General features: G+C 64.4%; 19 protein-coding genes. 6 read left to right on the forward strand and 13 right to left on the reverse strand.

Going from position 1 to position 24,070, the window contains the following annotated elements; translation table 11 throughout:
- Positions 1 to 146 precede the first annotated feature (146 nt).
- The 5 genes from B2585_RS00730 to B2585_RS00750 form a co-directional block, all read right to left on the reverse strand.
- Positions 147 to 914 (reverse strand): hypothetical protein, encoded by a 768-nt coding sequence (locus B2585_RS00730; protein ID WP_292019082.1) that lies wholly within the window; start codon positions 912 to 914, stop codon positions 147 to 149.
- 113 nt (positions 915 to 1,027) lie between these two features.
- Positions 1,028 to 2,869 (reverse strand): ABC transporter ATP-binding protein, encoded by a 1,842-nt coding sequence (locus B2585_RS00735; protein WP_292019083.1) that lies wholly within the window; start codon positions 2,867 to 2,869, stop codon positions 1,028 to 1,030.
- 1 nt (position 2,870) lies between these two features.
- On the reverse strand, positions 2,871 to 3,803 hold the full coding sequence (locus B2585_RS00740; RefSeq protein ID WP_292019084.1) for an ABC transporter permease subunit: 933 nt from the start codon (positions 3,801 to 3,803) through the stop codon (positions 2,871 to 2,873).
- Between the two features lie 10 nt (positions 3,804 to 3,813).
- Positions 3,814 to 4,737, reverse strand: a complete 924-nt coding sequence (oppB, locus tag B2585_RS00745) for an oligopeptide ABC transporter permease OppB (RefSeq protein ID WP_292019085.1) — start codon at positions 4,735 to 4,737, stop codon at positions 3,814 to 3,816.
- 75 nt (positions 4,738 to 4,812) lie between these two features.
- Positions 4,813 to 6,438 (reverse strand): peptide ABC transporter substrate-binding protein, encoded by a 1,626-nt coding sequence (locus tag B2585_RS00750; protein ID WP_292019086.1) that lies wholly within the window; start codon positions 6,436 to 6,438, stop codon positions 4,813 to 4,815.
- Positions 6,439 to 6,754: 316 nt separating this feature from the next.
- Here B2585_RS00750 and B2585_RS00755 point away from each other — a divergent pair, with 316 nt between their 5' ends.
- On the forward strand, positions 6,755 to 8,956 hold the full coding sequence (locus tag B2585_RS00755) for an NADP-dependent isocitrate dehydrogenase (RefSeq protein ID WP_292019087.1): 2,202 nt from the start codon (positions 6,755 to 6,757) through the stop codon (positions 8,954 to 8,956).
- Positions 8,957 to 9,121: 165 nt separating this feature from the next.
- Here the strand turns inward: B2585_RS00755 and B2585_RS00760 are convergent, their stop codons facing one another.
- Complete coding sequence (locus B2585_RS00760; RefSeq protein ID WP_292019088.1) at positions 9,122 to 10,048, reverse strand: NAD(P)-dependent alcohol dehydrogenase; 927 nt, start codon at positions 10,046 to 10,048, stop codon at positions 9,122 to 9,124.
- A gap of 51 nt (positions 10,049 to 10,099) precedes the next feature.
- On the opposite strand from B2585_RS00760, the gene pncB reads away from it, so the two are divergent.
- A complete protein-coding gene (pncB, locus tag B2585_RS00765; protein WP_292019089.1) occupies positions 10,100 to 11,392 on the forward strand; it encodes a nicotinate phosphoribosyltransferase in 1,293 nt (430 codons plus the stop codon).
- Positions 11,393 to 11,433: 41 nt separating this feature from the next.
- Positions 11,434 to 12,888 carry an ATP-binding protein gene (locus tag B2585_RS00770; protein WP_292019090.1) on the forward strand — a complete coding sequence of 485 codons (1,455 nt, stop codon included), beginning with the start codon at positions 11,434 to 11,436 and terminating at the stop codon, positions 12,886 to 12,888.
- 239 nt (positions 12,889 to 13,127) lie between these two features.
- Here the strand turns inward: B2585_RS00770 and arfB are convergent, their stop codons facing one another.
- The 6 genes from arfB to B2585_RS00800 all read right to left on the reverse strand — a co-directional run bounded on the left by arfB (position 13,128) and on the right by B2585_RS00800 (position 18,417).
- Complete coding sequence (arfB, locus tag B2585_RS00775; RefSeq protein WP_292019091.1) at positions 13,128 to 13,544, reverse strand: alternative ribosome rescue aminoacyl-tRNA hydrolase ArfB; 417 nt, start codon at positions 13,542 to 13,544, stop codon at positions 13,128 to 13,130.
- Positions 13,545 to 13,870: 326 nt separating this feature from the next.
- Positions 13,871 to 14,512 carry a queuosine precursor transporter gene (locus B2585_RS00780; RefSeq protein WP_292019092.1) on the reverse strand — a complete coding sequence of 214 codons (642 nt, stop codon included), beginning with the start codon at positions 14,510 to 14,512 and terminating at the stop codon, positions 13,871 to 13,873.
- 65 nt (positions 14,513 to 14,577) lie between these two features.
- Positions 14,578 to 15,504 (reverse strand): esterase-like activity of phytase family protein, encoded by a 927-nt coding sequence (locus B2585_RS00785; protein WP_292019093.1) that lies wholly within the window; start codon positions 15,502 to 15,504, stop codon positions 14,578 to 14,580.
- Positions 15,477 to 16,433: a penicillin-insensitive murein endopeptidase gene (gene mepA, locus B2585_RS00790; protein ID WP_292019094.1), complete on the reverse strand. Its 957-nt coding sequence runs from the start codon at positions 16,431 to 16,433 to the stop codon at positions 15,477 to 15,479. The genes B2585_RS00785 and mepA overlap by 28 nt, the downstream gene beginning before the upstream one ends.
- Positions 16,430 to 17,803 carry an MFS transporter gene (locus B2585_RS00795; protein WP_292019095.1) on the reverse strand — a complete coding sequence of 458 codons (1,374 nt, stop codon included), beginning with the start codon at positions 17,801 to 17,803 and terminating at the stop codon, positions 16,430 to 16,432. The genes mepA and B2585_RS00795 overlap by 4 nt, the downstream gene beginning before the upstream one ends.
- 80 nt (positions 17,804 to 17,883) lie before the next feature.
- Complete coding sequence (locus B2585_RS00800) at positions 17,884 to 18,417, reverse strand: acyl-CoA thioesterase (protein WP_292019096.1); 534 nt, start codon at positions 18,415 to 18,417, stop codon at positions 17,884 to 17,886.
- Between the two features lie 124 nt (positions 18,418 to 18,541).
- Between B2585_RS00800 and B2585_RS00805 the strand changes: the two genes are divergently transcribed.
- From B2585_RS00805 to yaaA, 3 genes are read left to right on the forward strand one after another with little or no spacing between them, the layout of a single operon-like run.
- Positions 18,542 to 18,829: a YggT family protein gene (locus tag B2585_RS00805; RefSeq protein WP_292019097.1), complete on the forward strand. Its 288-nt coding sequence runs from the start codon at positions 18,542 to 18,544 to the stop codon at positions 18,827 to 18,829.
- A gap of 52 nt (positions 18,830 to 18,881) precedes the next feature.
- Positions 18,882 to 20,927, forward strand: a complete 2,046-nt coding sequence (gene recQ / locus B2585_RS00810) for a DNA helicase RecQ (RefSeq protein ID WP_292019098.1) — start codon at positions 18,882 to 18,884, stop codon at positions 20,925 to 20,927.
- Positions 20,927 to 21,703, forward strand: coding sequence for a peroxide stress protein YaaA (yaaA, locus tag B2585_RS00815; RefSeq protein WP_292019099.1), 777 nt, complete (start codon positions 20,927 to 20,929; stop codon positions 21,701 to 21,703). The genes recQ and yaaA overlap by 1 nt, the downstream gene beginning before the upstream one ends.
- On the opposite strand, the gene B2585_RS00820 is transcribed toward yaaA, so the two are convergent.
- Positions 21,688 to 23,955: an ATP-binding protein gene (locus B2585_RS00820; RefSeq protein ID WP_292019100.1), complete on the reverse strand. Its 2,268-nt coding sequence runs from the start codon at positions 23,953 to 23,955 to the stop codon at positions 21,688 to 21,690. The two genes, yaaA and B2585_RS00820, sit on opposite strands and share 16 nt — an antisense overlap.
- Positions 23,956 to 24,070 lie beyond the last annotated feature (115 nt).

Consider the following 24,070-nt stretch of genomic DNA (forward strand, 5'->3'; position numbering starts at 1 on the left):
ACTCAGGTTAAAAAGATGACGGGGCATGACGCGCCAACCGCCACGGGCAGGGCGCGGTTCCGCTGTCGTGATCGTTCACGGCGTTCCATGCCCCCCTATCCGTCCTTGGCCTCGCGATCAATGGGGCCGCGACCGTGGCGGCGCAGTCACGTCTTGTGGCGCATCGTCCAGATCGGAATGTTGTCGTGCAGGTGCTTGAACGCCCGCACGCGCGGCAGGTCGCCCTCGCCAAAGGTGATCGCCGCCCCGCGCTGCTTGGCCAGCAGGCTGAAGATGCTCTGATCGTGGCGGTGTTCGCGAAATTTCGGATGGTTCGCGGCGACCGACGGCGTGTCGTCGATGAAGTGATAATTCTGCTCGCTGGCAATCGCGATCATCTCGCGCAGGAAGGCCCGCGTCTTGCGTGAGTTCCGCATGAGGTATTTGCCGCCCATGAGCTGACCGGTCTTCATGTGCGAATGACCCGCGCCGATGCCGAGCCTGAGCGCAAGGTCCATCTTCGTCCAGTGACTCTCGATGAATACCTGCTCGAACCCGAGCACACCGAGGGGATTGTCCTGACAGAGCGAGACATACTCGGCAAACCGCGCGCGTCCCGGCGAATGGAACTCGCATCCGGCATCCGCGTAGAGCACGACATCCCCGTCCGCGACCCTCTCGAGCGCCTGCAAGGTGACTTGCGGCTTCCAGATCCAATAGCCGTACCCGCGCACGTCCGGTTTCAGCATCGCGGCGTGACGGCGCACGAAGTCCGGGTCCAGATCCGCCGCCGAACACAGCGTCGCGCTTTCGAACCCGCCGAACGCGGCTGCGCTTTTCAGGAACGACGCCCCGCGCGGCGCAAAAAGGCCATCCGCGAAGGACACGAGGTGGACACGCGTCGGGCGCGCGGGCCGGCCCGTCAGACGCCGCAAAGCCTTTTGGGCATGAGTGGATATCCGCGCTTGCGCCATATGTTCAGGAAACCCCGCCTAAAAATGTGAACGGGATCATTGATGTATTCCGGGGTGAGCGCAAGTGACCCGGCCTAGCGCATCGGCTCCACCACCTCTTCGCTCACCATCGGCTCGGCGGCGAGGATGGCTTCGAGCGTGTCGTGCTCGGCCACCCAATGCCCCGGCGCGATCTGGTCGAGGCGCGGGGTGTAGTCCGTATCGCCCGCCCGCAGTTTCGACGGCAGGAACCTGAGCGAGGCTTTGGGGTCCAGCGGTGACGGAAGCTCACCGGGGATGCGGATACGCTCCCGCGTGCGCTCAAACTCCGGGTCCGGGATCGGGACCGCCGAGATCAACGCCTTGGTATAGGGATGCACCGGCTCCTCGACCACCGTGCCGGCATCCGCCAGTTCAACGATCCGGCCCAGATACAGCACCATGATCCGGTTCGAGATCGCGCGCACCACCGACAGGTCGTGCGAAATGAAGATCATCGACATCCCGAACTCGTCCTGAAGGTCTTTCAGCAGCCGCACGATCTGCGCCTGAATGGACACGTCGAGCGCCGACACCGCCTCGTCACAGATAATCAGCTTGGGCTTGTTGATCATCGCCCGGGCAATCCCGACGCGCTGGTTCTGCCCGCCCGACAGCTCATGCGGGTAGCGGTTGAACATGCCGCGCTCCAACCCGACGCGGTCCATCATCGCAAGCACTTCTTCCTTGCGCTGCGACTTGGACAGCTCCGGGCGGAAGGTCTTAAGCGGCTCCGCGATGCTGTCGGAAATCGTCATGCGCGGGTCGAGCGAGGCGAGCGGGTCCTGAAACACCAACTGCATGTCCTTGCGGCTTTTCGTCAGCGCCCGCTTGTCCAGATCGGTGAAGCTTGATCCCAGCCACGACACCGAGCCGCCCGTGGGTTCGATCAGTCGCAGCACCGCGCGCGCCAGCGTGGACTTGCCGCAGCCTGACTCGCCCACGACCCCCAGCGTCTCGCCCTTGGCCAGATCGAAGGTCACGCCGTTCACGGCCTTGAGCGGGATGGTCCGCCCGAACAGCCCGCCTTTCACCCGGATCGGGAAATGCACCTTGATGTCGTCGGCGGAAAGCAGAGGCTCGGCGGTCGCCTCCGTTCCCTCCGGCGCGCCTTCGTCATCAATGCGCGGCATCGCGTCGAGCAGCTTGCGGGTATAGTCGTGCCTGGGCGCGTTGAAGACCTGCATGACGTCGCCGGACTCGACATATTCGCCCAGCTTCATCACCTCGATCCGGTCGCACATCCGCGCGACCACGCCCATGTCATGGGTGATCAGCGCGATGGCCGTGTTCGAATCCCGCTGCAACTCGTGCATCAGGTCCAGGATTTCCGCCTGCACGGTCACGTCCAGCGCCGTCGTCGGCTCATCCGCGATCAGCAACTTCGGCTCGCACAGCATCGCCTGCGCGATCATCACCCGCTGGCGCATCCCGCCCGATAGCTCATGCGGATACTGGCCCATCCGACGCTCCGCCTCGGGGATCTGGACGCGGTTCAGCCAGTCGAGGCAATGACGCCGCGCATCACCCCCCGACAGGCCCTTGTGAACCTTCAGAACCTCGGCCATCTGGTCGCCCACCTTCAGGTGCGGCGTCAGCGCGGTCAGCGGGTCCTGAAAGATCATGCCGACGTCCGAGCCGCGCAGCTTGTTCAACTTGGACACCGGCAGGTTCAGGATCTCGTCGCCCTGAAACGTCACCGATCCCGTGGCGCGCCCATTTGGCGGCAACAACCCCATCGCGGCCATGAAGCTTTGCGATTTGCCGGACCCAGATTCACCGACGATGCCAAGGCACTCCCCGGCGGCCACGTCGAAGGACACGCCCTTCACGGCGTCCACCTGTCCGTCGGGGGTCGAGAACGAAACGCGCAGGTCGCGGGCGGAAAGCACAGCCATCTCAGCGGTCCTTCGGGTCGAGTGCATCGCGAAGCCCGTCACCGATGAAGAACATGGTGATGATGATCGCGACGTAGAAAAACAGGGGATAGAGAAGCTGCCATGTCGTGCCATAGGCCATCGTGCCCGCCCCCTCGGAGATGAGCTTGCCGAGGCTGGTGTAGGGTTCGGAAATGCCAAGGCCAAGAAACGAGATGAAGCTCTCGGTCAGGATCATCTCGGGCACCAGCAGGGACGCATAGACGATCACGACGCCGATCAGGTTGGGCAGGATATGCCGGATCATGATCGTCACCTCCGACACACCGGCGGCACGCGCGGCCTCGATGAACTCGCGGGTCTTGAGGCTCAGGGTCTGCGCGCGCACGATCCGGCTCATGGTAAGCCAGCCGACCGCGCCCAGCGACACGAACAGCATGAAGAAACTCCGCCCCGCGATGACGAGCAGCAGGATGATGACCAGCGTGAGCGGGATCGCCAGCAGGATATCGACGAAACGCATCATGGCGCTGTCCACCCGGCCGCCCGTGTAGCCAGCGACAAGGCCGTAGGTCGTGCCGATGATGAGTGCGGTCAACGCGCCGATCAAGCCAACGAGGAGTGAGGTGCGGGTCGCCTGAATGACTCGCGAATAGAGGTCGCGCCCCAGCTCGTCCAAGCCAAAATAATGGCCATTGGCCAGCGACGGCATCCCCTCGGTCGCGATGTTGCCCATCCGGTCCCAGTCGATTTCCTCGTTCGACCACTGGGCGAACAACGGCCCGATGATGACGAACAGGATGATGAGACCAAGGACGACGACACTCGCCATCGCGGCCTTGTTCTGCACGAACCGGATCTGCGCGTCCTTGAGCAGCGACCGCCCCCGCACGGGGATCTGGTCGGTCACATCGTCGGCGATGGCGGCGGCGCGTTGGGAGCTTCCGAAAACCATGACGTTCCCTTCAGTACCGGATTTTCGGATCGAACCACGCATAGGCGAGGTCGGTGAGGAGGTTCACCACGACGGTCAGCGTGCCGTACAGGATCGTGACCCCCAGCAGCACGGCGTAATCGCGGGTGAGTGCGGAGCCGACATAGGCCTGCCCCAGCCCGCCGGTCGAAAAGTACATGTCCACGAAAACCGACCCGGTAAGGACGTAAACGAAGACGGGGCCAAGGTAGCTCACCACCGGCAGAAGCGTGGGCTTCATCGCGTGGCGCCAGATCACCGCGCGGGTCGGCAGGCCCTTGGCCCGCGCCGTGCGGATGAAGTTGGAGTTCAGCACTTCGAGCATGGACGAGCGCGTCAGCCGCGCGATGTTGCCCATGTAGGAGGTCGAGAGCGCGATCACCGGCATGATGAGATAGGGCCACTGGCCCCCGTTCCAGCCGCCACCGGGCAGCCAGCCGAGCCACAGCGTGAAGACGAGGATCAGGATCGGGCCCATGATGAAGTTGGGCAGCGCCTGCGCGCCGATGCCCATGCTGACGGCGGTGTAGTCGATCCAGGAATTATGCCGGATCGCGGCGGTGACGCCCAGCGCGATCCCGACGATCGAGGCCGCAAGGAAGGCGAGCGAGCCGTAGGTCAGCGAAATCGGAAAGCCCTGCGCGATGATGTCGTTCACGTCGCGGTCCTTGAACTTGAACGACGGGCCGAAATCGAAATGCAGGACGATGTTGGTGAGATAATCCCAAAGCTGCTTCCACAGCGGCTGATCCAGCCCGTACCGCGCCTCGATATTGGCGAGCACGGCGGGCGGCAGCGGGCGCTCCGATGTGAACGGGCCGCCGGGCGCGAAATGGATCAGAAAGAACGAGGCGACGATGAGGATCAGGATCGTGGGTATCGCGATCAGCAGGCGCCGGAAGATGTATGAGACCAAGGGACTACCTCTTCAAACCGTGATGCGCGCCCCGGTTGGCCGGGGCGCGCGCTACGTCAGGTTTGCGTGACGGGGTTACTCGGCGATCTTGTAGAGATTTTTCGAGTACCAGTTCTGCTCCACGTTATCGACCGGCCAGTTGCCCAGATCGGTGTCGAGCATATAGACGCCGGCATAGTGATAGATCGGGATCACCGGCATTTCTTCGTACAGGATTTCCTCGACTTCCGTGTAAAGCGGCGTCGTGTCGTCCGAAGTCTTGGCCTGCTCCAGCAGCTCGTCGACCCGCTCGTTCGAGAACTTGCCGTCGTTATAGCCGCTGTCGCTGTCCAGCAGGTCGAGGAAGGTCGAGGCTTCGTTGTAGTCGCCACACCACGCGCCACGGGCCAGCTCGAAGTTCTGGTTGCCGCGCTCTTCGAGGAAGACTTTCCACTCCATGTTGGCGAGCGTCGCCTGCACGCCGAGCTTGGATTTCCAAAGCTGGCTCAGGGCCACCGCGACCTTCTCGTGCGCTTCCGAGGTGTTGTAGACCATCTCGAATTCAAGCGGATTGTCCGGGCCATAGCCCGCCTCGGCCAGAAGGTCCTTGGCCATCTGGTCACGCTCCGCCTGGCTCATCTCGGTCCACGGCAGGGTCGGCGGCTCGAAGCCCGCGACGGCGGCCGGGGTGAAGGTATAGGCCGGCGGCTGCCCGCCCTGCATGACCTTCTCGGTGATGATGTTGCGGTCCACGGCCATCGCCAGGGCGCGGCGCACGTTCACGTCCTGAAACGCCTCGGGACCGGAGTCCGACACGTTGAACGTGTAGTAGTAGTTGCACAGACGCGGGAAGCTCGTGGCTTCCTCCGGGTATTCTTCCTTGAGCTGCGGATACTGGCCGGCCGGAATGTCGGTGCGGTCCAGTTCACCGGCAAGGTAACGGGTCAGCGCCACGTTCTCGTCGTTGATGACCAGCGCCACGACCTTGTCGATGATCGTGTTCTCGTTGTCCCAGTACATCTCGTTGCGCTCACGGGTGGAGCGCTCGTTGGGCAGGTGCTCGGTCAGGACATAGGCCCCGTTCGACACGATGTTCTCGGGCTTCGTCCACTCGTCGCCATGCTCCTCGATCACCGACTGCGGCGCGGGGAAGGTGGTGGCATGCGTCGTCATCTGCGGGAAGTAGGGCAGCGGCGAGGTCAGGCGCACTTCGAGCGTGTAGTCGTCCACGGCGGTCACGCCCAGCTCCGACGGCTCCATCTCGCCCGCGATGATCTCACCGGCGTTTTCCAGCGACATCAGCTCGATGAACCACTGGTAGGGCGAGGCGAGCGCGGGATCGGCGGCCCGGCGCCAGGCATAAACGAAATCACCGGCGGTCACCGGATCGCCGTTCGACCACTTGGCATCTTCACGCAGGGTGAAGGTATAGGTCATCTTGTCCTCGGACGCCTCGAACCCCGTGGCCACACCCGGCACGAGCTTGCCGTCCTCGTTCTGGTTCATCAGCCCCTCGAACAGGTCGCGCACGATCTCCGCGCCGGTCACGTCCTCGACGACCTGCGGGTCGACCGAGCTGTGCTCGTCCAGCACGCGGTAGGTGAAGGTCTGGTCATCGGCCAGCGTGACGCCCTCGGGCACATGGCTCGCGGCGATGGCCGCCCCGGTCAGCATCGTGGTCGACAAGAGCGTCGCCACGGCAAGGTGGGTCATGTGTTTCATATGTTTTTCTCCCTGTGTTGGTGAAGTGCGGTTGGACGCGGCGAGGCGTCATCCGATCTTTTCCGATCGCTCAACTCTACCCCGGACTAAGGACGGGACAAGGTGATGCAAGCCTTACGCGACGAAACCATGCGGGAATTTGCTCAAATTCCTGCGACACCCTCTGATTTCACCCCCGAAAGCGGCGCCCCGGCGCGAATCTCGTTCGGTATACCGTCGCACACATTGACTTGGCGCCCCGCCTGAATTACGCGATCACCAACACCACGGAGCGGCGAGTCCCCCCGTGCCATCCCGACAACCCGGAGAGCATTTCATGGCCAACAGCGACACCCCCGACATCATCTACACCCAGGTCGACGAAGCCCCGGAGCTGGCGAGCCATTCGCTCCTCCCCATCATCCGCGGGTTTGCCGCGGCGGCCGACATCGGCATCGAGGTGCGCAACATCTCGCTCGCGGGCCGGGTGCTGTCGCAGTTCCCCGACTACCTGACGGACGACCAGAAGGTGAGCGACGACCTCGCCGCGCTGGGCGAGATCGTGAAGACGCCGGGCGCCAATGTCATCAAGCTCCCCAACATCTCGGCCAGCCAGCCGCAGCTCGACGCGACGATCAAGGAATTGCAGGAACAGGGCTACAAGCTCCCCGATTATCCCTATGAACCGGCGACGGACGCGGAAAAGGACGTGCGCGCGCGCTATGACGCCGTGAAAGGTTCTGCCGTGAACCCGGTCCTGCGCGAAGGCAACTCCGACCGCCGCGCCGCGAAGGCCGTCAAGAACTACGCGATGGCCAACCCCCATTCGATGGGCGACTGGGCGAAGGACAGCAAGACGACCGTCGCCTCGATGCCCGGCAACGACTTCTTCGCGAACGAGAAATCGGCCACCATCACCGCCGATCAGGCGGGCGGGGCCAAGATCGTCTTCCTCGCCGATGACGGAAACCAGAAGACGCTGAAGGACGGGCTGTCCTATGACGAGGGCACCGTCGTCGACGCCACCTTCATGTCGGCGGCCACCCTGCGCGACTTCATCCGCGCCGAAATCGACAGCATGGAGCCGGGCGTCCTGTTCTCGGTCCACCTCAAGGCCACGATGATGAAGGTCTCGGACCCGATCATCTTCGGCCATTTCGTTTCGGTCTACCTCGAGGAGTTCATCTCCAAGCATGAGGCCAAGCTGAAAGACCTCGGCTGGAACCCGAATGCCGGCATCGGCTCGCTCGAAGCCAAGATCGCGGGCGACGGCGACCTTGAAGCCGACCTCAAGGCGGTGATGGACAAGCAGCCTCCGATGTACATGGTCGACAGCGACCGGGGCATCACCAACCTGCACGTCCCCTCGGATGTCATCATCGACGCCTCCATGCCCGCCGTGATCCGCGCGGGCGGCATCGGCTGGGGCCCCGACGGGAAAGCCGCGCCGACAAAGTGCTGCATCCCCGACAACTGCTATGCGCCCGTCTATGACGAGACGATCGAGTATTTCAAAGAGAACGGGAAACTCGACGTGACCACCTGTGGTGCCGTGTCGAACGTGGGCCTGATGGCGCAAAAGGCCGAGGAATACGGCTCCCACCCGACCACCTTTGAAATCCCGGCCTCGGGCAAGGTGCGCATCGTGCTGGACAATGGCGACATCCTGCACGAGCACTCGGTGAACGAAGGCGACATCTGGCGCTCGGCCACCGCCAAGAAAGCGCCGATCCTCGACTGGATCCAGCTGGGCATCGACCGCACGAAGGCGACCGGCAAGGCGGCCTTCTGGCTCGACAGCACCCGCGCGCATGACGCGGAACTCATCAAGTATGTCGAACCGGCGCTGAAAGAGGCCGGGATCGAGATCCCGATCATGAACCCGCGCGACGCGACCCGCTTCACGCTGGAAACGATGGTCGCGGGCGAGGATTGCGTGACGATCACCGGCAACGTGCTTCGCGACTACCTCACCGACCTGTTCCCGATCCTCGAACTGGGCACGTCCGCCAAGATGCTGTCCATCGTCAAACTGATGAACGGTGGTGGCCTGTTCGAAACCGGCGCGGGCGGTTCGGCCCCCAAGCACGTCCAGCAGCTTGTCGAGGAAAACCACCTGCGCTGGGACAGCCTTGGCGAATTCTGCGCGCTGGGAGAAAGCCTCAAGTTCCTCGCCGACGCGCGCGGCAACGCCCGCGCGAAGATCCTCGGCGAAGCGGTCGAGGATGCGACGCAGAAGGTGCTGGAGAACGGCAACAGCCCGGAGCGCAAGGTCGGTCAGAACGACAACCGCACCTCGCATTACTGGTTCGCCCGTTACTGGGCCGAGGCGCTGGCCGCCCAGTCCGGCGACGCCGACCTCGCCGCGCACTTCAAGCCCATCGCCGCCGCGATGGTCGAGAAGGAAGCCGACATCATCAGCGAGCTGATGGCCGGTCAGGGCGAGCCGGCCGACCTTGGCGGCTACTACCACCCGATCGAGGAAAAGACGTTTGCCGTCATGCGCCCCTCGGCCACGCTGAACGGCATCGTCGACTGAGGTTTCGGGGCTTTCGCGAGTTTGGAAAGGGCGCTCTTCGGGGCGCCCTTTTTTCGTGTGGGGCGGGAGGGATTGCGAATTGCGCCTGCGGCGCAATCCGCGGTGTCGGGGGGCCAGCCCCCCGAACCCCCCGAGGTATTTTCGGACCGAAGAAGGGGGGAGCGGTCAGCAGGTGATGACGAGTTTGCCCGGAACGTCTCCGGCGCCCATGCGCGCGAGGGCAGCAGGGGCGTCGCCAAGCGGGACGGTTGCGCCGATATGGGGCGTGATCTCTCCCCGCGCGACCTGCGCCACCATCCGGGCGGTCAGCTCGGGACCCTGATGGGCGATCAGCAGCCCGGTTCTGCGCGGTGGCAGCGCGGCGGCGATCAGATGTTGGGTGGCCCCGCCCACCAGCCGGTAGATACCGCGCGGGGTCAGGCGCGCGGCCACCCGGCGCATGGGGCGGGTGGCGATCAGGTCGAGGATATTGTCGAACGTGGAGTCGAGCGCGGCAAAGTCCGTTTCGCGGTAGTCGATCAGGTGATCGGCCCCGGCGGCGCGCATCACGTCCTGCTTGCCCGCGTTGTCGACCGCCCAGACCTCGGCCCCGGCGCGTTTCGCCACCTGGATCGCGAGCGGGCCTGCCCCGCCGCCGCCCCCGTTGACGAGGACGCGCGCATTCTGCGGCAACGTGCCGTCGAAAGCGGTGAGCGCGATGGCCCCCGATTGGGGGAGCGCGGCGGCGGTGATGAAATCCATCCTCTCGGGGATCTTCACCCAGCGCTCCGCCTTGGCCACGCAGAGCTCGGCGAAACCGCCGAATGTCTCGAACGTGTCCGCAACCACCCGGTCGCCCACGGCGAAGCCGGACACCCCCTCGCCCACCGCCTCGACCACGCCTGCGACGTCCGACCCGGCCACGCGCACCCGCATCAGCGTCCGCGCCAGCCGGCCATAGAGGGGCCGCCCCGTCGCGAACTCCCAGTCCGACGCATTCGCCCCGCAGGCCGCCACGCGCACCCGCACGGCGCCGCGCCCCACGGACGGCACAGCCACATCCGCCACGGCGAAGGCCCCCGGCCCGTAGCCGCGCATCACAACCGCCTTCATCCTTGAAATCCCCCGCCGCCCCGGCTCACATGGCCGCATACGGAGGACACCATGGTCGACATCGCATCCCGCGTCTACAATCACACCTGGAAGATCGACCCGATCGTCCGGTCGCTGATCGACACGGATTTCTACAAGCTCCTCATGTGCCAGTCGATCCACCGCAACCACCCGGACACGCAGGTCACCTTCCAGCTCATCAACCGCGCGACCGACGTGCCCCTCACCACCCTCATCGACGAGGGCGAACTGCGCGAACAACTCGACCACATCCGCACCCTCACCCTCACGCGCGGCGAGAGCACCTGGATGCGCGGCAACACCTTCTACGGCCAGCGCCAGATGTTCCGCCCGGAATTCATGGAGTGGTTCGAGGGGCTCAGCCTCCCCCCCTACCATCTCACCCGCACCGGCGACCAATACGAGCTCACCTTCGAAGGCGCCTGGCCCGAGGTCATGCTGTGGGAGGTGCCGGCCCTCGCCGTCCTCATGGAACTGCGCTCCCGCGCCGTCCTGCGCGACATGAAGCGCTTCGAGCTCGAGGTGCTCTACGCCCGCGCCATGACCCGCCTGTGGGAAAAGGCCGAACGCCTGCGCGCGCTCCCCGGCCTGAAGCTGGCCGACTTCGGCACCCGCCGCCGCCACTCCTACCTGTGGCAGGACTGGGCGGTGCAGGCGATGGTTGAACGCCTCGGCCCCGCCTTTGTCGGCACCTCCAACTGCCTCATCGCCAAGAACCGCGACCTCGAGGCGATCGGGACCAACGCGCATGAACTGCCGATGGTGACCGCCGCCCTCGCCCCGGATGACGAAGCGCTCGCCCGCGCGCCCTATGACGTGCTCGCGGACTGGCATGAGGAGCATTCGGGGAACCTGCGCATCATCCTGCCCGACACCTATGGCACGCGCGGGTTTCTGGACAACGCGCCCGACTGGCTCGCGGGCTGGACCGGCATCCGCGTGGATTCGGGCGACCCGGTGGAGGGGGCCGAAATCGCGATCCGCTGGTGGGAAAGCCGCGGCGAGGACCCGCGTGAGAAGATGGTGATCTTCTCCGACGGGCTGGACGTGGAGGAGATCGAGCGGCTCCACGGCCTGTTCTCAGACCGGGTGCGGGTGAGCTTCGGCTGGGGGACGCTGCTGACGAATGATTTCCGGGGCTTGGCGCCGGACGACGCGCTGGCGCCGTTCTCGCTCGTGTGCAAGGCCGTCGCCGCCGAGGGGCGGCCCACGGTGAAGCTCTCGGACAACCCGGCGAAGGCGATGGGGCCGAAGGGAGAAGTGGCGCGGTATAAGCGGGTGTTCGGGGTTGGGGAGCAGGCCCGGCGGGAGGTTGTGGTTTAGAAAACAATGCTACATCAATTCATTGAAAGCGAGAAACTACATTGCCAAACGAACGCGACATCGACCTAGTCAACGAACTTAGAGCGCGTCCAGCCGAGAATGGGTGGATAGAATTCAAGGCAAATCTGGCTGACCATCACAAGATTGGAGTTCTTATCTCTGCACTCTCCAATTCGGCCCGTTTGGAGGACAAAGAAAGCGCATTTTTAGTTTGGGGCATCGATGACGAGAGTCACGAAGTCGTCGGAACCACCTTTTCACATGACTCACACACAGTTGGCAGGCAGCCTTTGGAAATGTGGCTTAGGCAACGACTGAGCCCAGCTCCCGCCTTCCAATTTCGCGAAGTAGCCCATCCAGACGGAAATCTAGTTCTGTTGGAAATACCAGCGCCGACTATGGCGCCAACCGCGTTCGAAAGCATTCCATATGTGCGCGCAGGCAGCGCAACACCGAAGTTGACGGATGATCAATCTCGCTATCAAGCATTGATAGAGAAAATTCGCCCCTACACTTGGGAACAAGGCGTGGCGATGTCATATGCAACAGAAAATGATGTGCTTGAAGCACTTGATCATATAGCATATTTTCGACTCATCGGTGTAAGTGGTTCAAGTGATCCCGAGCGGATACTAGAGCGCCTTCGCGCTGATCGGCTGGTTTCCAAAGATGTAGGACGCCGCTGGAATATCCTTAATCTTGGCGCAATTCTTTTTGCGACTGATCTAGCGACCTTTGGCCCGTCAATAGCGAGGAAGTCCGTCCGCTTTGTCAGGTATGATGGTCCCGATAGAACATCGCGGGTTACTCATCGGCAGGATGGAAGGCGCGGATATGCATGCGGATTTGAAGGCCTGCTTGAGTACATTAATGGGCTACTTCCGCAGAACGAGCATATTGGAACAGCCCTTAGAGAGAGCCACCCTCTTTTCCCATCTTTGTCGATAAGGGAACTGGTCGCTAATGCCCTTATCCACCAAGACATGAGTATCAGTGGCGCGGGTCCGATGATTGAGTTGTTCGCGGACAGGATCGAAATTACCAATCCGGGGCAACCGCTGATCGAGACTGATCGCATGATCGACCAACCTCCTAGGTCCAGAAACGAAGCTCTCGCGTCTTTGATGCGACGCATGGGGATGTGTGAGGAGCAAGGAAGCGGCTTAGATAAGGTGTTTCGTGAAGTAGAATTATTCCAACTGCCCGCACCCCTGCTTCGATCCAGTTCGTCGTCAATGCAAGTCGTATTGTACGGACCACGCACCTTCGCAGAGATGACACCTGAAGAGCGGGTGCGGGCATGCTACTTCCACTCTGTGCTCCGCTTTATGGCTGGTGACAGAATGAAGAATGCGTCACTGTGCGAACGATTTGGCATTGCTTCCCGTAACGCAGCGCAGGCATCTAATGTGATCCGAAAAGCCTTGGACTCTGGATTGATCCGTTTCGCTGATGAAGACCATCCCAGAGCCGGGTACTTGCCATGGTGGGCCTGACTTCTTGATCTGAGAGTCAGCATAGTCAAAGATCACAATCTAGCCCATTCTTTTCTCGTTACTTGTCAGATGGATAGGACGACCTTGGTCTAAACGTAGTTCTTGATCGGGTTTTGATCCGCGCCCAAACGCTACCCTTACAAGCCATGTAACGCTCGCCATATTGCTGCCTACGCCACTCCAAACCGCTATATCTAGACGCAAACTGCACGGACTGTTCTTGATCCGGTTTTGCCCCCTCAATCCTCCACCTTCCCCCGGAGCGCCTTCACCTCCCCGCGCTTCTTCTTCGCGTCGACGCGTTTGCGCTTCTGGTTGGGCGACACCTTGGTCGGCACCCGGCGTTTGGGCTTTTCACAGGCTTTGCGGATCAGCTCCGCCAGCCGCTCCTGCGCGATCTCCCTGTTCCTCGCCTGTGACCGGGTGTCCTGCACAAAGATCAGCAGCGCGCCGTCCGTCGTCCAGCGCCGCCCGGCCAGCCGCCTGAGCCGCCGTTTCACCGGGTCGGGCAGGTTGGGCGAGCGCTCGGCCTCGAACCGGAGTTCGACCGCCGTGGACACCTTGTTTACGTTCTGACCGCCGGGGCCCGAGGCGCGCACGAAGCTCTCGGTCCATTCCCAGTCTTCGATCGTGATCGTGTCGTTCACGCGGATCATGCCGCCCTCGCCCGTTAACTATTGTATGTACAATCGTATGCACACGATGTGCACACCCTGTGTACGCGCTGTGCATGGCCATTTCAGCCCCCCGGACGCGAAAAGGGCCACCGCTTCGGGTGGCCCTTCGAGAAGTCTGGAGGTGGGGCCGGTTAGGCGGGTCATTCCGCCAACTCAGCCCGCGATCCGTTCCGGGGGCTGCCCCGGCGCGGCGCGACTACTTTGTCCCGGCACCTCGCTCCATAGTTTCTCTAGACATGGACACCTCCTTTCTATGAGTTACGATAAGGAAAAGGTGCCACATATTTTGTGTGGGTCAACAATTTTTACGCAGGATTTGGTGAAAGTTTCGCGACGAGCACACGAAACGGGATCAGCGCGACCAAAGCGAGCGAAAGTTTGACCAGCCAGTCGGCCACCGCAAGGCTGACCCACAAGGGTGCGACGCCGCCCTGTCCCAGGAACGGAACCGCCTCGGTCGCCCAGGACGTCTCCATGTTCGCGGCCTCGGAAAAGAAGGCGCCCAGCGTGGCCGAGAAGGCGATCGAGAAGAACAGCACCGTATCCACCGCCGACCCGATCACCGTCGACGCCAAAGGCGCCCGCCACCACGCCCCGTCGCGCAGGCGATTAAATATAGCGACATCAAGGAGTTGCGCGGTCAGGAACGCGATGCCAGAGCCCACCGCGACGCGCAGCGAAACGGCCGCGTAGGTGTAGCCGTCGCCCTGCAACATGATCTGCGACCCGATGAGCGAGCACACAACGCCCACGAGGAACCCCACGAACACCACCCGCCGCGCGGCCCGCACGCCGTAGACGCGGTTCATCACGTCGGTGACGAGAAATGCGATGGGGTAGGTGAAAGCGCCCCATGTGAGCCAGTCGCCCAGCAGGAATTGCACGAGGATGTTGGATGCCACCACGACGGCGGCCATGGCGATAACGCCGGGCAGTATTCTGGTCATGTATCTGATCCGTTTTTACAAGGTAGTCGGAGACTTGGCCCTGCACCACGCAGGACGGGCGCGGGTTACAGGTTCTCCTCCCCCGGATCAAGGCCCGTGTCGGCGGGCACGACATATTCCACGATTTCGTTCTTCTGGAAAAAACGGTGATTGTCGTCGGCGATCATCACGAGCCGCATGTCGCCCAGATCGTCCTGCCAGACCGAGATGCCCTCGAGGTTGTCGTGGTCGCGCGGCTGGGTTTCGAGCAGCGTGATCTCCCCCGTCGCCCCGTCCTCGCCGATGTCGAAGCGCCTGACCCGCGTCGCGAAGCCTAGCTGGGTCGAGGACAGCGTGCGCTCCAGCAGGTAGAGGCGTCCGTCCGGGCCGATGTCCATGCCGACGGGCAGGAACTCGCCCCGGCGCGGCAGGCTGAAGGGGATGGTCCATTCCCCGTCGCGGAAGCGGAAGACCGGGAACGGGCGGTCCAGCTCGCCCGAGCGTTCCGGCAGGGTGTAGAGCGCGCCTTCGCCGTCGATGGCCAGCGCTTCGAGCGAGGAGTTGTTCTGGAGGTCGGCAAACCCCTCGGCCCGCGGCAGTTCGGTCGCGCGGTCGGCGGCGGCGTCCTCGTAGACGTTCACCCGGTGCTGCGCCTCGAAGGAGATATAGACCTTGCCGTCCGGTCCGATGGCCAGCCCCTCGCTGTCGTCCCAGTAGCGCGGCAGGGGGCCGCCGTCGGTGTGGCTGATGGACAGGATCGGCCCCGCCTCGGCCCCGATGAGCCATCCGCGCGCGTTGCGCAGAAGCCGGCCGGAGACGATGAGGCCACGATCCGAGACGGCGGTAAAGCCGGTGCCGGTGTCGTCCACCTCGATCCCCGACCAGCCACCGAAGGAGTCATCCGCGATCGACCACAGTGTGCTCGATGCGAAGGTGGCGGGTTGCAGCGATTGGGCTGTCGCGACCGGCGACAGGGCCAGGGCGGTTATTGTGACTGCAAGACTGCGGCGCATTGCTGAGGCAGGTCCGCGAGCCGAATCTCACGGCGCGGCTGGGGAGCCGGGGCGTTGGGGTCGGGCGGCGGCGGATTCAGGATGTTGTTCACCCACTGCTGCGCGTCCTCGCAGCCGTCACCCGGCGGGGGCGGGTCCTGGTTCGTGCAACCGGACAGGCCCGGCGGGCAGTTGAGGCGCACATGGAAATGATAGTGGTGGCCGTACCACGGCCGGACCTTGCGCAGCCACGATTTGTCGCCGGTCTCGTCGTTGCACATCTTCACCTTGGCGCCGGGGAAAATGAAAATCCGCGCCACACGCGGGTCCGAGGCGGCGGCCTTCAGCACCTGATGGTGCTGCGGCGTCCAGTTGGAATTGGTGTAGGCCCCGTTCGCACGGCGGGTCGAGATCGACGACAGGTTCTCACGCTCGGTGCGCGACAGGTCGAGCCGCGACGGCGGCAGCATCCAGATATCGGCATCGAGCCCGATCTGGTGGCTGGCATGGCCGGTCAGCATCGGGCCACCGCGCGGCTGGCTCATGTCACCGACGTAAAGCCCGGCCCAGCCCGGCTGACGCGCGGCCTTGGCAGACAGGGTTTTGACGTAGTCGATCAGCTCCGGGTGGCCCCAGTTGCGGTTCCGGCTGAGGCGCATCGCCTGCCATGTCGGTCCGGTTTCCGGAAGCTGTGCGCCCCCGGCAAGACACCCTTTGGAATAAAAGCCCCACGAGGCCGGCGTCTGGCTCGACGCGGTCGACTTGTGGCCAAAGAGCTGTTTCGCCGGCTCGTTCGAGGTCGAGATGATCTCACGCGCGGCGGTCAAGTCATATTCGCTCGCAGGCGGCGCGGCGGAGCGGCCCACCGGTCGGTTGTCGGCGGAACAGGCCGCGAGGGCACCGGTCAGCGCCAGCGCGGTCACGATCGTTCGGGGCAGATGACGTATCATCGGGTGGCGTACTCCTCACCGTCAGGTCGCACCCAGATTAGCAGAACGAGCCCCAGAAGAAAGAGCAGGATGAGCGGCGAGACGCCGAGCCGCGCCGAGCCGGTGATCGCCGTGAAAATCCCGATCAGCGCCGGGGCGATGAAGGCGGTCGCGCGGCCCGACAGGCCGTAAAGCCCGAAGCTTTCGGTCGGGGCCGCCGGGTCGGTATGGCGCACCATGAGCGACCGGGAGGCCGCCTGAAGCGTGCCGCCCATGCCGCCGATCACGACGCCGGCCCCGAACATCACGATGTCCGGAATCCGCGAGCCGGGTTCCAGCGGGATGCCGAAGAGCATTTCCCTGTCCATGAAGACGATGGTGATGATGACGAAGATGAGCGCGATGATCGCGCCAATGATGACCGGCTTCGGTCCAAGCCGGCTGTCGAGCCGCCCGCCAAGCCAGGAAAAGACCGCCGCCGCCAGCGCCGAGATGATGCCGAAGATACCGATGGAGGTGACCTGCCAGTCGAGCACCAGCGTCGCATAGACCCCGCCGAAGCCATACAGGCCGTTGAGCGCGTCGCGGTAGAACATCGACGACAGCAGGAAATTGAGGAGCGAGCGACGATCCTTGAGCGCGCGGATCGAGCCGCCGAGCCGTTGCATGGCGGTCGAGATGGAGTGCTTCTTGCGCGGAATGTGATCCTCGCGCACCCACATGTAATAGGGGATCATGAAGACGAGGAACCAGAGCGCCACGAAGGGCCCGACGATCCGCGTGCCCTCGCGCATTTCGGCGTCGAGCAGGCCGAAGGCGGGTTCCAGGCCGATCAGCGTCTTGCCGCTGTCGTTCTCGGCGAAGACCGCGAGCATGACGATCAGCGCGGTGATGCCGCCGAGATAGCCGAAAGCGAAGCCGGAGCCGGAGGTCTTGCCCACCGCCTCGTCCTCCACCAGTCCGGGGAGCTGGGCGTTGACGAAGACAAGCGCGAATTCAGCGCCGATGAAGCCGATGCCGAAGGCCACGAGCATGGCCCAGATATTGCTCCCCGCCGGGTCGGTATACCACAGCGACCATGCGCCCACGACGTAGAGCAGTGTGAAGGCGTAGATCCAGGGCCGCCTGCGTCCGGAGGTGTCGGCGAGGGCGCCGAGGATGGGACCGCCGAAGCCGATGATCAGCCCGGTGATCGTCAGCCCCATCGACCAGATCGTCTGCGCCCGCGCATCGGCGAGCGTCTCGGACATGCCGCCGGCAATGAAAAAGGCCGTTGCGACTGTGGCGAAGAACGGCCCGTAGATGAACGTGAGAAGTACGGTGTGATAGGGCTGGCTCGCCCAATCGAACCAGTACCAACCCCATATTCGTTTTCGATCACCGGTGGCCATGATCCCCTCCCAGCCCCTCTTATGGATAACTGTATGAACTGAGACTTTATCGTCTGGCAAGCTTCGCGGGCCGATCAGGCTCAGAAATCCGGCGGCCAGGGACGGTGAGTATCGGCTTCGATCCAGCCTGCCACCCAATTGGGCAACGGCGGGGATTTGGCATCAGGAAAGCCCATCGCCGCGAGCACCCGGTCGTTGCGCACGATGCCGTTCTTGTCGGTCGTCGCGGCCCGCACGAGGATGTGGTTGGCACAGGTGCCCCGGGTCCACATGGATTGCTCGGTGTAGGTGAATTTGTCGTCCCAGCCGATTAGCCGGGTGCGCAGCTCGATCCGGTCGAACATGCGCACGCGGCGGCGGTACATGACGCTGGCGCCCGCCACGGCCCCGCCCCAGCGTTGCTCACGCAGGGTCCGGGCAATGCCTGCGCGGATGCCGAACGGCACGCGGCCAAGGTCGAACAGGGTCAGCGTGCGCCCGTTGTTGAGCTCCATCCACATGTCGAGGTCCCAGGGCCAGCACAGGTGGTGGCTGACGTGAACCCCGTCGATGGGGAGCGGCGGTTGGCGCAGGGCCTTGATGATTTCCTTGGCGAGCCGGATGAACGGATACATGGCGGATCTCCTTCGCGCGTTTGCTGCAACTGCGAAGGCGGCGCGTCAACCGTTCCTTGGCGTCGCACTTGCGCTTTGGGCGCTGTGCCCCTAGGTCAGTGGCCGGACAATCAACGGACGGCCCATGCTTTCTCTTATGCAAATCCTCCTCGCGATCCTGAACGTGATCTGGTTCATCGTGATCGTGCACATCATCATGTCGTGGCTGATCAACTTCCAAGTGCTCAACCTGCATCAGAGGTTCGTGGCACAGGTGTGGTACGGGCTGAACCGGCTGGTCGATCCGGTCTATTCGCGCATCCGTCGGGTCATGCCGGACATGGGCGGCATCGACCTGTCGCCGGTGATCGTCCTCCTGGGCCTGTTCGCGATCCGGACCGTGATCCAGAACAACATGTACCAGTTTTACTGATCGGTCATTCAACCTCTTGTGCCGGGTGGCGCCGTTTGGCTAAACCCGGGCCATGCCCCGTGACCTCGACCTCCTGAAATCCGTCTTCGGCTTCGACGCCTTCCGACCCGGTCAGGAGGAGATCGTGAACGCCATTACGGCGGGCGAGGATACGCTCGCCATCATGCCCACGGGCGGCGGCAAATCCCTGTGTTTCCAGCTCCCCGCGCTCCTGCGCGATGGCGTCACGGTGGTCATATCCCCCCTCATCGCCCTCATGCGCGACCAGGTCCGCGCCCTGCGCGCGGTCGGGGTGGAGGCCGGCGCGCTGACCTCGGGCAATACCGAGGAGGAAACCGACGAGGTGTTCGCGGCGATCTCCGAAGGCCGCCTGAAGCTGCTCTACATGGCGCCCGAACGGCTGGCCTCGGGTGGCACCGTGAACCTGCTCAAACGCGCGGGTGTCACGATGATCGCTGTGGACGAGGCGCACTGCGTGTCCCAGTGGGGGCACGACTTCCGCCCGGACTATCTGCGCATCGGTGAACTCAAGGCCGCCCTCGGCGTACCACTCGCCGCCTTCACCGCGACGGCGGATGAAGAGACGCGGGCCGAGATCGAGACCAAGCTGTTCGCCGGGGGCGCGCCACGCACCTTCCTGCGCGGGTTCGACCGACCCAACATTCACCTCGCCTTTGCGGTCAAGGACGGGCCGCGCGGCCAGATCCTCGACTTCGCGGACGCCCGCAAAGGGCTGTCGGGCATCGTCTACACCGCCACGCGGGCCAAGACCGAAACGCTGGCCGAGGCCCTGCGCGGCGCGGGGCACGAAGCGGTCGCCTATCACGCGGGCCTCGACCCCGAGCGGCGGCGGGAGGTCGAGCGGCGGTTCCAGACCGAGGACGGGCTGATCGTGGTCGCCACCGTCGCCTTCGGCATGGGGATCGACAAGCCGGACATCCGCTGGGTCGCCCACGCCGACCTGCCGAAATCCATCGAGTCCTATTACCAGGAGATCGGGCGCGCGGGCCGCGACGGGGCCGCCGCCGAGACGCTCACGCTTTACGGCCCCGACGACATCCGCCTGCGCCGCTCCCAGATCGACGAAGGGCTCGCCCCGCCAGAACGCCGCGCGGCCGATCACGCGCGGCTGAACGCGCTTCTGGGTCTGGCCGAGGCCTACGGGTGCCGGCGCGAAAAACTCCTCGCCTACTTTGGTGAGGCGGGCGGCTCCTGCGGCAATTGCGACACCTGTGACAAGCCGCCAGAGACCTTCGACGCCACCGTCCCGGTGATGAAGGCCCTGTCCGCCGCGCTGCGCACCGGCGAAAACTTCGGCGCGGGGCATCTGATCGACATTCTTCTGGGGAACGAGACCGACAAGGTGCGCCAGCGGAACCATCAGGATCTTCCCACCTTCGCCGTGGGCCGCGACATGTCGCGCGGACAGTGGCAGGCGCTGTTTCGGCAGATGATGGGGCTGGATTTCGTGCGCCCCGACCCCGAACGCCACGGCGCGCTGCGCGTGACCGAGGCGGCGCATCCGGTGCTCAAGGGCGAGGCCGAGGTGACGCTGCGCCGCGACACGGTGTCGAAATCCAAGACCCGCCCCGCCGTCAAGGCGCTGGTGTCGGAGGAGGACGCGCCGCTCCTCTCCGCGCTCAAGGCCAAGCGCCGCGCGCTGGCCGAGGCACAGCGGGTGCCGGCCTATGTCGTCTTTACCGACCGCACGCTCATCGAAATGGCCGAGACGCGGCCCCAGACGCTTGACGCGATGGCCGGGATCAGCGGGATCGGGGCCAAGAAGCTCGAGAAATACGGCGACGCCTTCCTCTCGGTCATCGCGGGCGAGGTCGAGGCGCTGCATCCGGCACGGCGCAAGCTGGCAGGGTCAGAGAGCGGCCCGCTTTACGACCGTCTGGCCGAGGCGGCGCGCGATCTCTACCGCGGGGTCGACGGGTTCGCCAAGCCCCTGTCGCTCACGCCAGGCCAGCTCAAGCAGATTGCCGAGCGCCGTCCGTCATCCGAAGACGATCTGGCGCGTATCAAGGGTATGGACACCGCCCGTCTCGACCGGTTCGGGTCGGCCTTCCTGTCGCTCATACACGAGAGGTTCTGATGCTCATCACCGTTTCTCCCGCCAAGCGCCTCGACGAATCCGACGCGGTCGCCACCGGCGGCACCACGCCCGTCTTCGCCGAGGAAACCGCGAAGCTCGCGAAGACCGCGGTGCTGAAACAGCCGACGAAGCTTCAGGCGCTGATGGATATCTCGCCCGCGCTTGGCAAGCTGAACGCCGAGCGGTTCAAGCGGTTCGGCACGGGTGAGGGCGCCAAGCAGGCGATCGAGATGTTCGCGGGCGATACCTATACCGGCTTCGACGCGGGGTCGCTGGATGCGGATGCGATGGACTATGCGCAGGATCACCTGCGCATCCTGTCCGGGCTTTACGGGCTCCTGCGTCCGCGCGACGTGATCGAACCCCACCGGCTTGAAATGGGCACGCGGCTCAAGACCCGGCGGGGCACGTCGCTGTACGATTTCTGGGGCGACCGGATCGCGAAGCAGCTCGTGGCCGAGGCCGAAGCGCTCGGCACCGATACGCTCGTCAACTGCGCCTCGGTGGAGTATTTCACCGCCGCCGACCGCAAGCCGCTCGCCCTGACGGTCGTGACGCCGGTGTTTTACGAAACGAAGGCCGGGGAACCGAAGATCGTCAGCTTCTTCGCCAAGCAGGCGCGCGGCACGATGGCGCGGTTCATCTGCGAAAACCGGATCAGCACTCCCGCGGGCCTCGCCGATTTCACCTCGGGCGGCTACCGTTATCAGCCTGCGATGAGCACGCCAGAGCGCCCGGTCTTCCAGCGCGCCGAGGATTCTCAGGACGCCGCCTGAGCATCCTCCCGCGGCAGCGGGGCAAGGGCGCCCTCCGGACAGGCTGCCGCGATCTCGGCCAGGATCATATCCTTGGGGAACGGCTTGGTCAGGTGCGCGTCGAGTCCGTGCGCCATGATGTCATCCCCGTCGCCGGTCATCGCATGCGCGGTCAGCGCGACGATGCGGGTGCGGGTCAGCCCGCCTTCCCCTTCCAGTCGGCGGATGCGGCGCGTGGCTTCCTTGCCGTCCATGCCCGGCATGGAAATGTCCATGAAGATCAGGTCCGGCTGGGCCTCTTCAAACGCATCCACGGCCTCGAACCCGTTCTCGGCAAAGGACAGGTCGATGTCGCAGGCCTTGACCAGCTTTGAGAAGACGAAACGGTTGGTCTTGTTGTCCTCGGCGCAGAGGACGCGCATCCGTCGGGGGGCCGGCGTGACGGGCGTGGCGGGCGGAGGCGAGAGCGGTTCAGGCGCGGCTTCGCCCCATTCGGCGTCGCTGTCTCCCCATCCATCGTCGTCCGTATCCGGGCTGACCCCCGGCATTTCGGCGAACACGTTGTCCTGGGTCGCGGCCCGGCGGGTGCGGAAGCCCGGCACCTGGGGTTCGGGGAGCGCGGTCAGTTGGGCCATCAGCGCGGGTCGGGAATGGGGTTTGCGCAGCACCCGGTCCTCGTTACAGGCGCGATCATCGGCCAGCGGGTCGGACACGGTGATGACCGGGGCCGGGGCGTTGGCGCACAGGTCCGCGTGTTCCGCCCGCAAAAGCTTCTGATCCACGAAGATCACGCTCGCCGTTTCCGCCAGCGCCTGTCCGTCTTCGACCGTCTCGACCTGCTCCACCCGGATGCCAAGCGCGAGGAGACGCTTGGCGAGGATCGCGCGGTTCATGTCGTCGGCCATGACCAGCAGCGCCTGGTCGAGCCACTGCGGCACCTCGGGAAGCGCCTCTTCCTCGACGCGGGGCAGCGAGATGGTGAAGCCGAAGCAGGAGCCGACGCCCGCTTCGCTTTCGACCCAGATTTCGCCGCCCATCAGTTCCACGAGTTGCCGGGTGATCGCGAGGCCAAGCCCCGTGCCCTCGAAGGCCCGGTCACTGTCGCCCTCGACCTGATTGAACTCTCCGAACACATGGCCTTGCATGTCGGGCGCGATGCCGATGCCGGTGTCCTCGATCGTCACATGGACACGCTCGCGCCCCTCGGTCCGGTCGGGCACGCCCAGTACACGGACAAGGACATGGCCCTCGGCGGTGAACTTCACCGCGTTCCCGATCAGGTTCGTCAGGATCTGACGCACGCGCACCGGGTCGCCTTCATACCGGGTAGGCAGGAACATGTCGTAGTCGAGCATGAGCTTCAGTCCCTTCTCGCGCACCGAGGGCATGAGGAGCGCGATCACGTCGAGGATGGTCTGTTCGAGGTCGAAGGTCTCGGCATGAAGCTCAAGCTTGGCCGCTTCGATCTTGGAGTAATCCAGCACGTCGTTGATGATGGTCAAGAGCGCCCGGCCCGATGAGCGGATCGTGTCGACATAGGTCGAAAGTTCTTCGTCCAGGTCATGTTCGGCCATCAGGTCGGCCATGCCGACGACGCCGTTCATGGGCGTGCGGATCTCGTGGCTCATGTTGGCGAGAAAGGCGGACTTGGCGCGGTTCGCGGCCTCGGCCCGTTCGCGGGCGGCGCGCAGCGCGTTCTGCCGCCGGATCGCCTGCGTCACGTCGAGCGCCATCGACACCGTGTCACCCCCGGGCGCGCGGCGGTCCACCAGCCGGACGTAAGCGCCGTTCCAAAGCCGGATCTGGCGCGGCTCCGGGTCGTCCTGCGCCCAGCGCGCGAGCATCCAGTCGCGCCACTCCGGCGCCGTGCGCGGGCCGGTATCGACCACTCCTTCGGACAGCGCGGCCTCCACGATCTCTTCGTAATGCACGCCAGGACGGATACAGGCCAGCCCGTCAAAGGGCGCGTAATAGGCGGGGTTGGCGATGACGAGGCGGCTGTCCTCATCGAACACGGCGAACCCGTCCTCCACCGTCTCGATCGACGACCAGAGGCGGCGCTTGGCGATATCCACCTCGACCGTCGCACGTTCGAGATCCTCGCGCACCTCCACCATCTCCTCCCGCGTTTCCACGAGGTCTTCGGACAGGTGGCGGGCGTGGCGCGACAGCATCCGGTTCGCGTCGTTCAACTCGGCCTGCTTCTGGGCCAAAAGCTTCTCCGCCGCCATGCGCGCGCGCCGTTCCTCGGTCAGAAGGTTATCTACGGACATCGTTCACTCCCGTCGTCTCGGTCAGGCGGAGATTGGCGCAACGAGGTGAACAGGGGCTTAACGCCAGCCGGCTCAAACGGGGAATCGTTGTCAGATTCGGGGGCGCGTGGCAGCA

It is taken from the genome of Maritimibacter sp. UBA3975 (assembly GCF_002384975.1).
Lineage (GTDB): Bacteria > Pseudomonadota > Alphaproteobacteria > Rhodobacterales > Rhodobacteraceae > Maritimibacter.

Bases quoted from the DNA above. Each gene is read 5' to 3' on its own strand.
- B2585_RS00735 (WP_292019083.1), bottom strand. From the start codon at position 2,869: ATGGCTGTGCTTTCCGCCCGCGACCTGCGCGTTTCGTTCTCGACCCCC.
- B2585_RS00740 (WP_292019084.1), bottom strand. From the start codon at position 3,803: ATGGTTTTCGGAAGCTCCCAACGCGCCGCCGCCATCGCCGACGATGTG.
- B2585_RS00750 (WP_292019086.1), bottom strand. From the start codon at position 6,438: ATGAAACACATGACCCACCTTGCCGTGGCGACGCTCTTGTCGACCACG.
- B2585_RS00755 (WP_292019087.1), top strand. From the start codon at position 6,755: ATGGCCAACAGCGACACCCCCGACATCATCTACACCCAGGTCGACGAA.
- B2585_RS00760 (WP_292019088.1), bottom strand. From the start codon at position 10,048: ATGAAGGCGGTTGTGATGCGCGGCTACGGGCCGGGGGCCTTCGCCGTG.
- pncB (WP_292019089.1), top strand. From the start codon at position 10,100: ATGGTCGACATCGCATCCCGCGTCTACAATCACACCTGGAAGATCGAC.
- arfB (WP_292019091.1), bottom strand. From the start codon at position 13,544: ATGATCCGCGTGAACGACACGATCACGATCGAAGACTGGGAATGGACC.
- B2585_RS00780 (WP_292019092.1), bottom strand. From the start codon at position 14,512: ATGACCAGAATACTGCCCGGCGTTATCGCCATGGCCGCCGTCGTGGTG.
- B2585_RS00785 (WP_292019093.1), bottom strand. From the start codon at position 15,504: ATGCGCCGCAGTCTTGCAGTCACAATAACCGCCCTGGCCCTGTCGCCG.
- mepA (WP_292019094.1), bottom strand. From the start codon at position 16,433: ATGATACGTCATCTGCCCCGAACGATCGTGACCGCGCTGGCGCTGACC.
- B2585_RS00795 (WP_292019095.1), bottom strand. From the start codon at position 17,803: ATGGCCACCGGTGATCGAAAACGAATATGGGGTTGGTACTGGTTCGAT.
- B2585_RS00800 (WP_292019096.1), bottom strand. From the start codon at position 18,417: ATGTATCCGTTCATCCGGCTCGCCAAGGAAATCATCAAGGCCCTGCGC.
- B2585_RS00805 (WP_292019097.1), top strand. From the start codon at position 18,542: ATGCTTTCTCTTATGCAAATCCTCCTCGCGATCCTGAACGTGATCTGG.
- recQ (WP_292019098.1), top strand. From the start codon at position 18,882: ATGCCCCGTGACCTCGACCTCCTGAAATCCGTCTTCGGCTTCGACGCC.
- yaaA (WP_292019099.1), top strand. From the start codon at position 20,927: ATGCTCATCACCGTTTCTCCCGCCAAGCGCCTCGACGAATCCGACGCG.
- B2585_RS00820 (WP_292019100.1), bottom strand. From the start codon at position 23,955: ATGTCCGTAGATAACCTTCTGACCGAGGAACGGCGCGCGCGCATGGCG.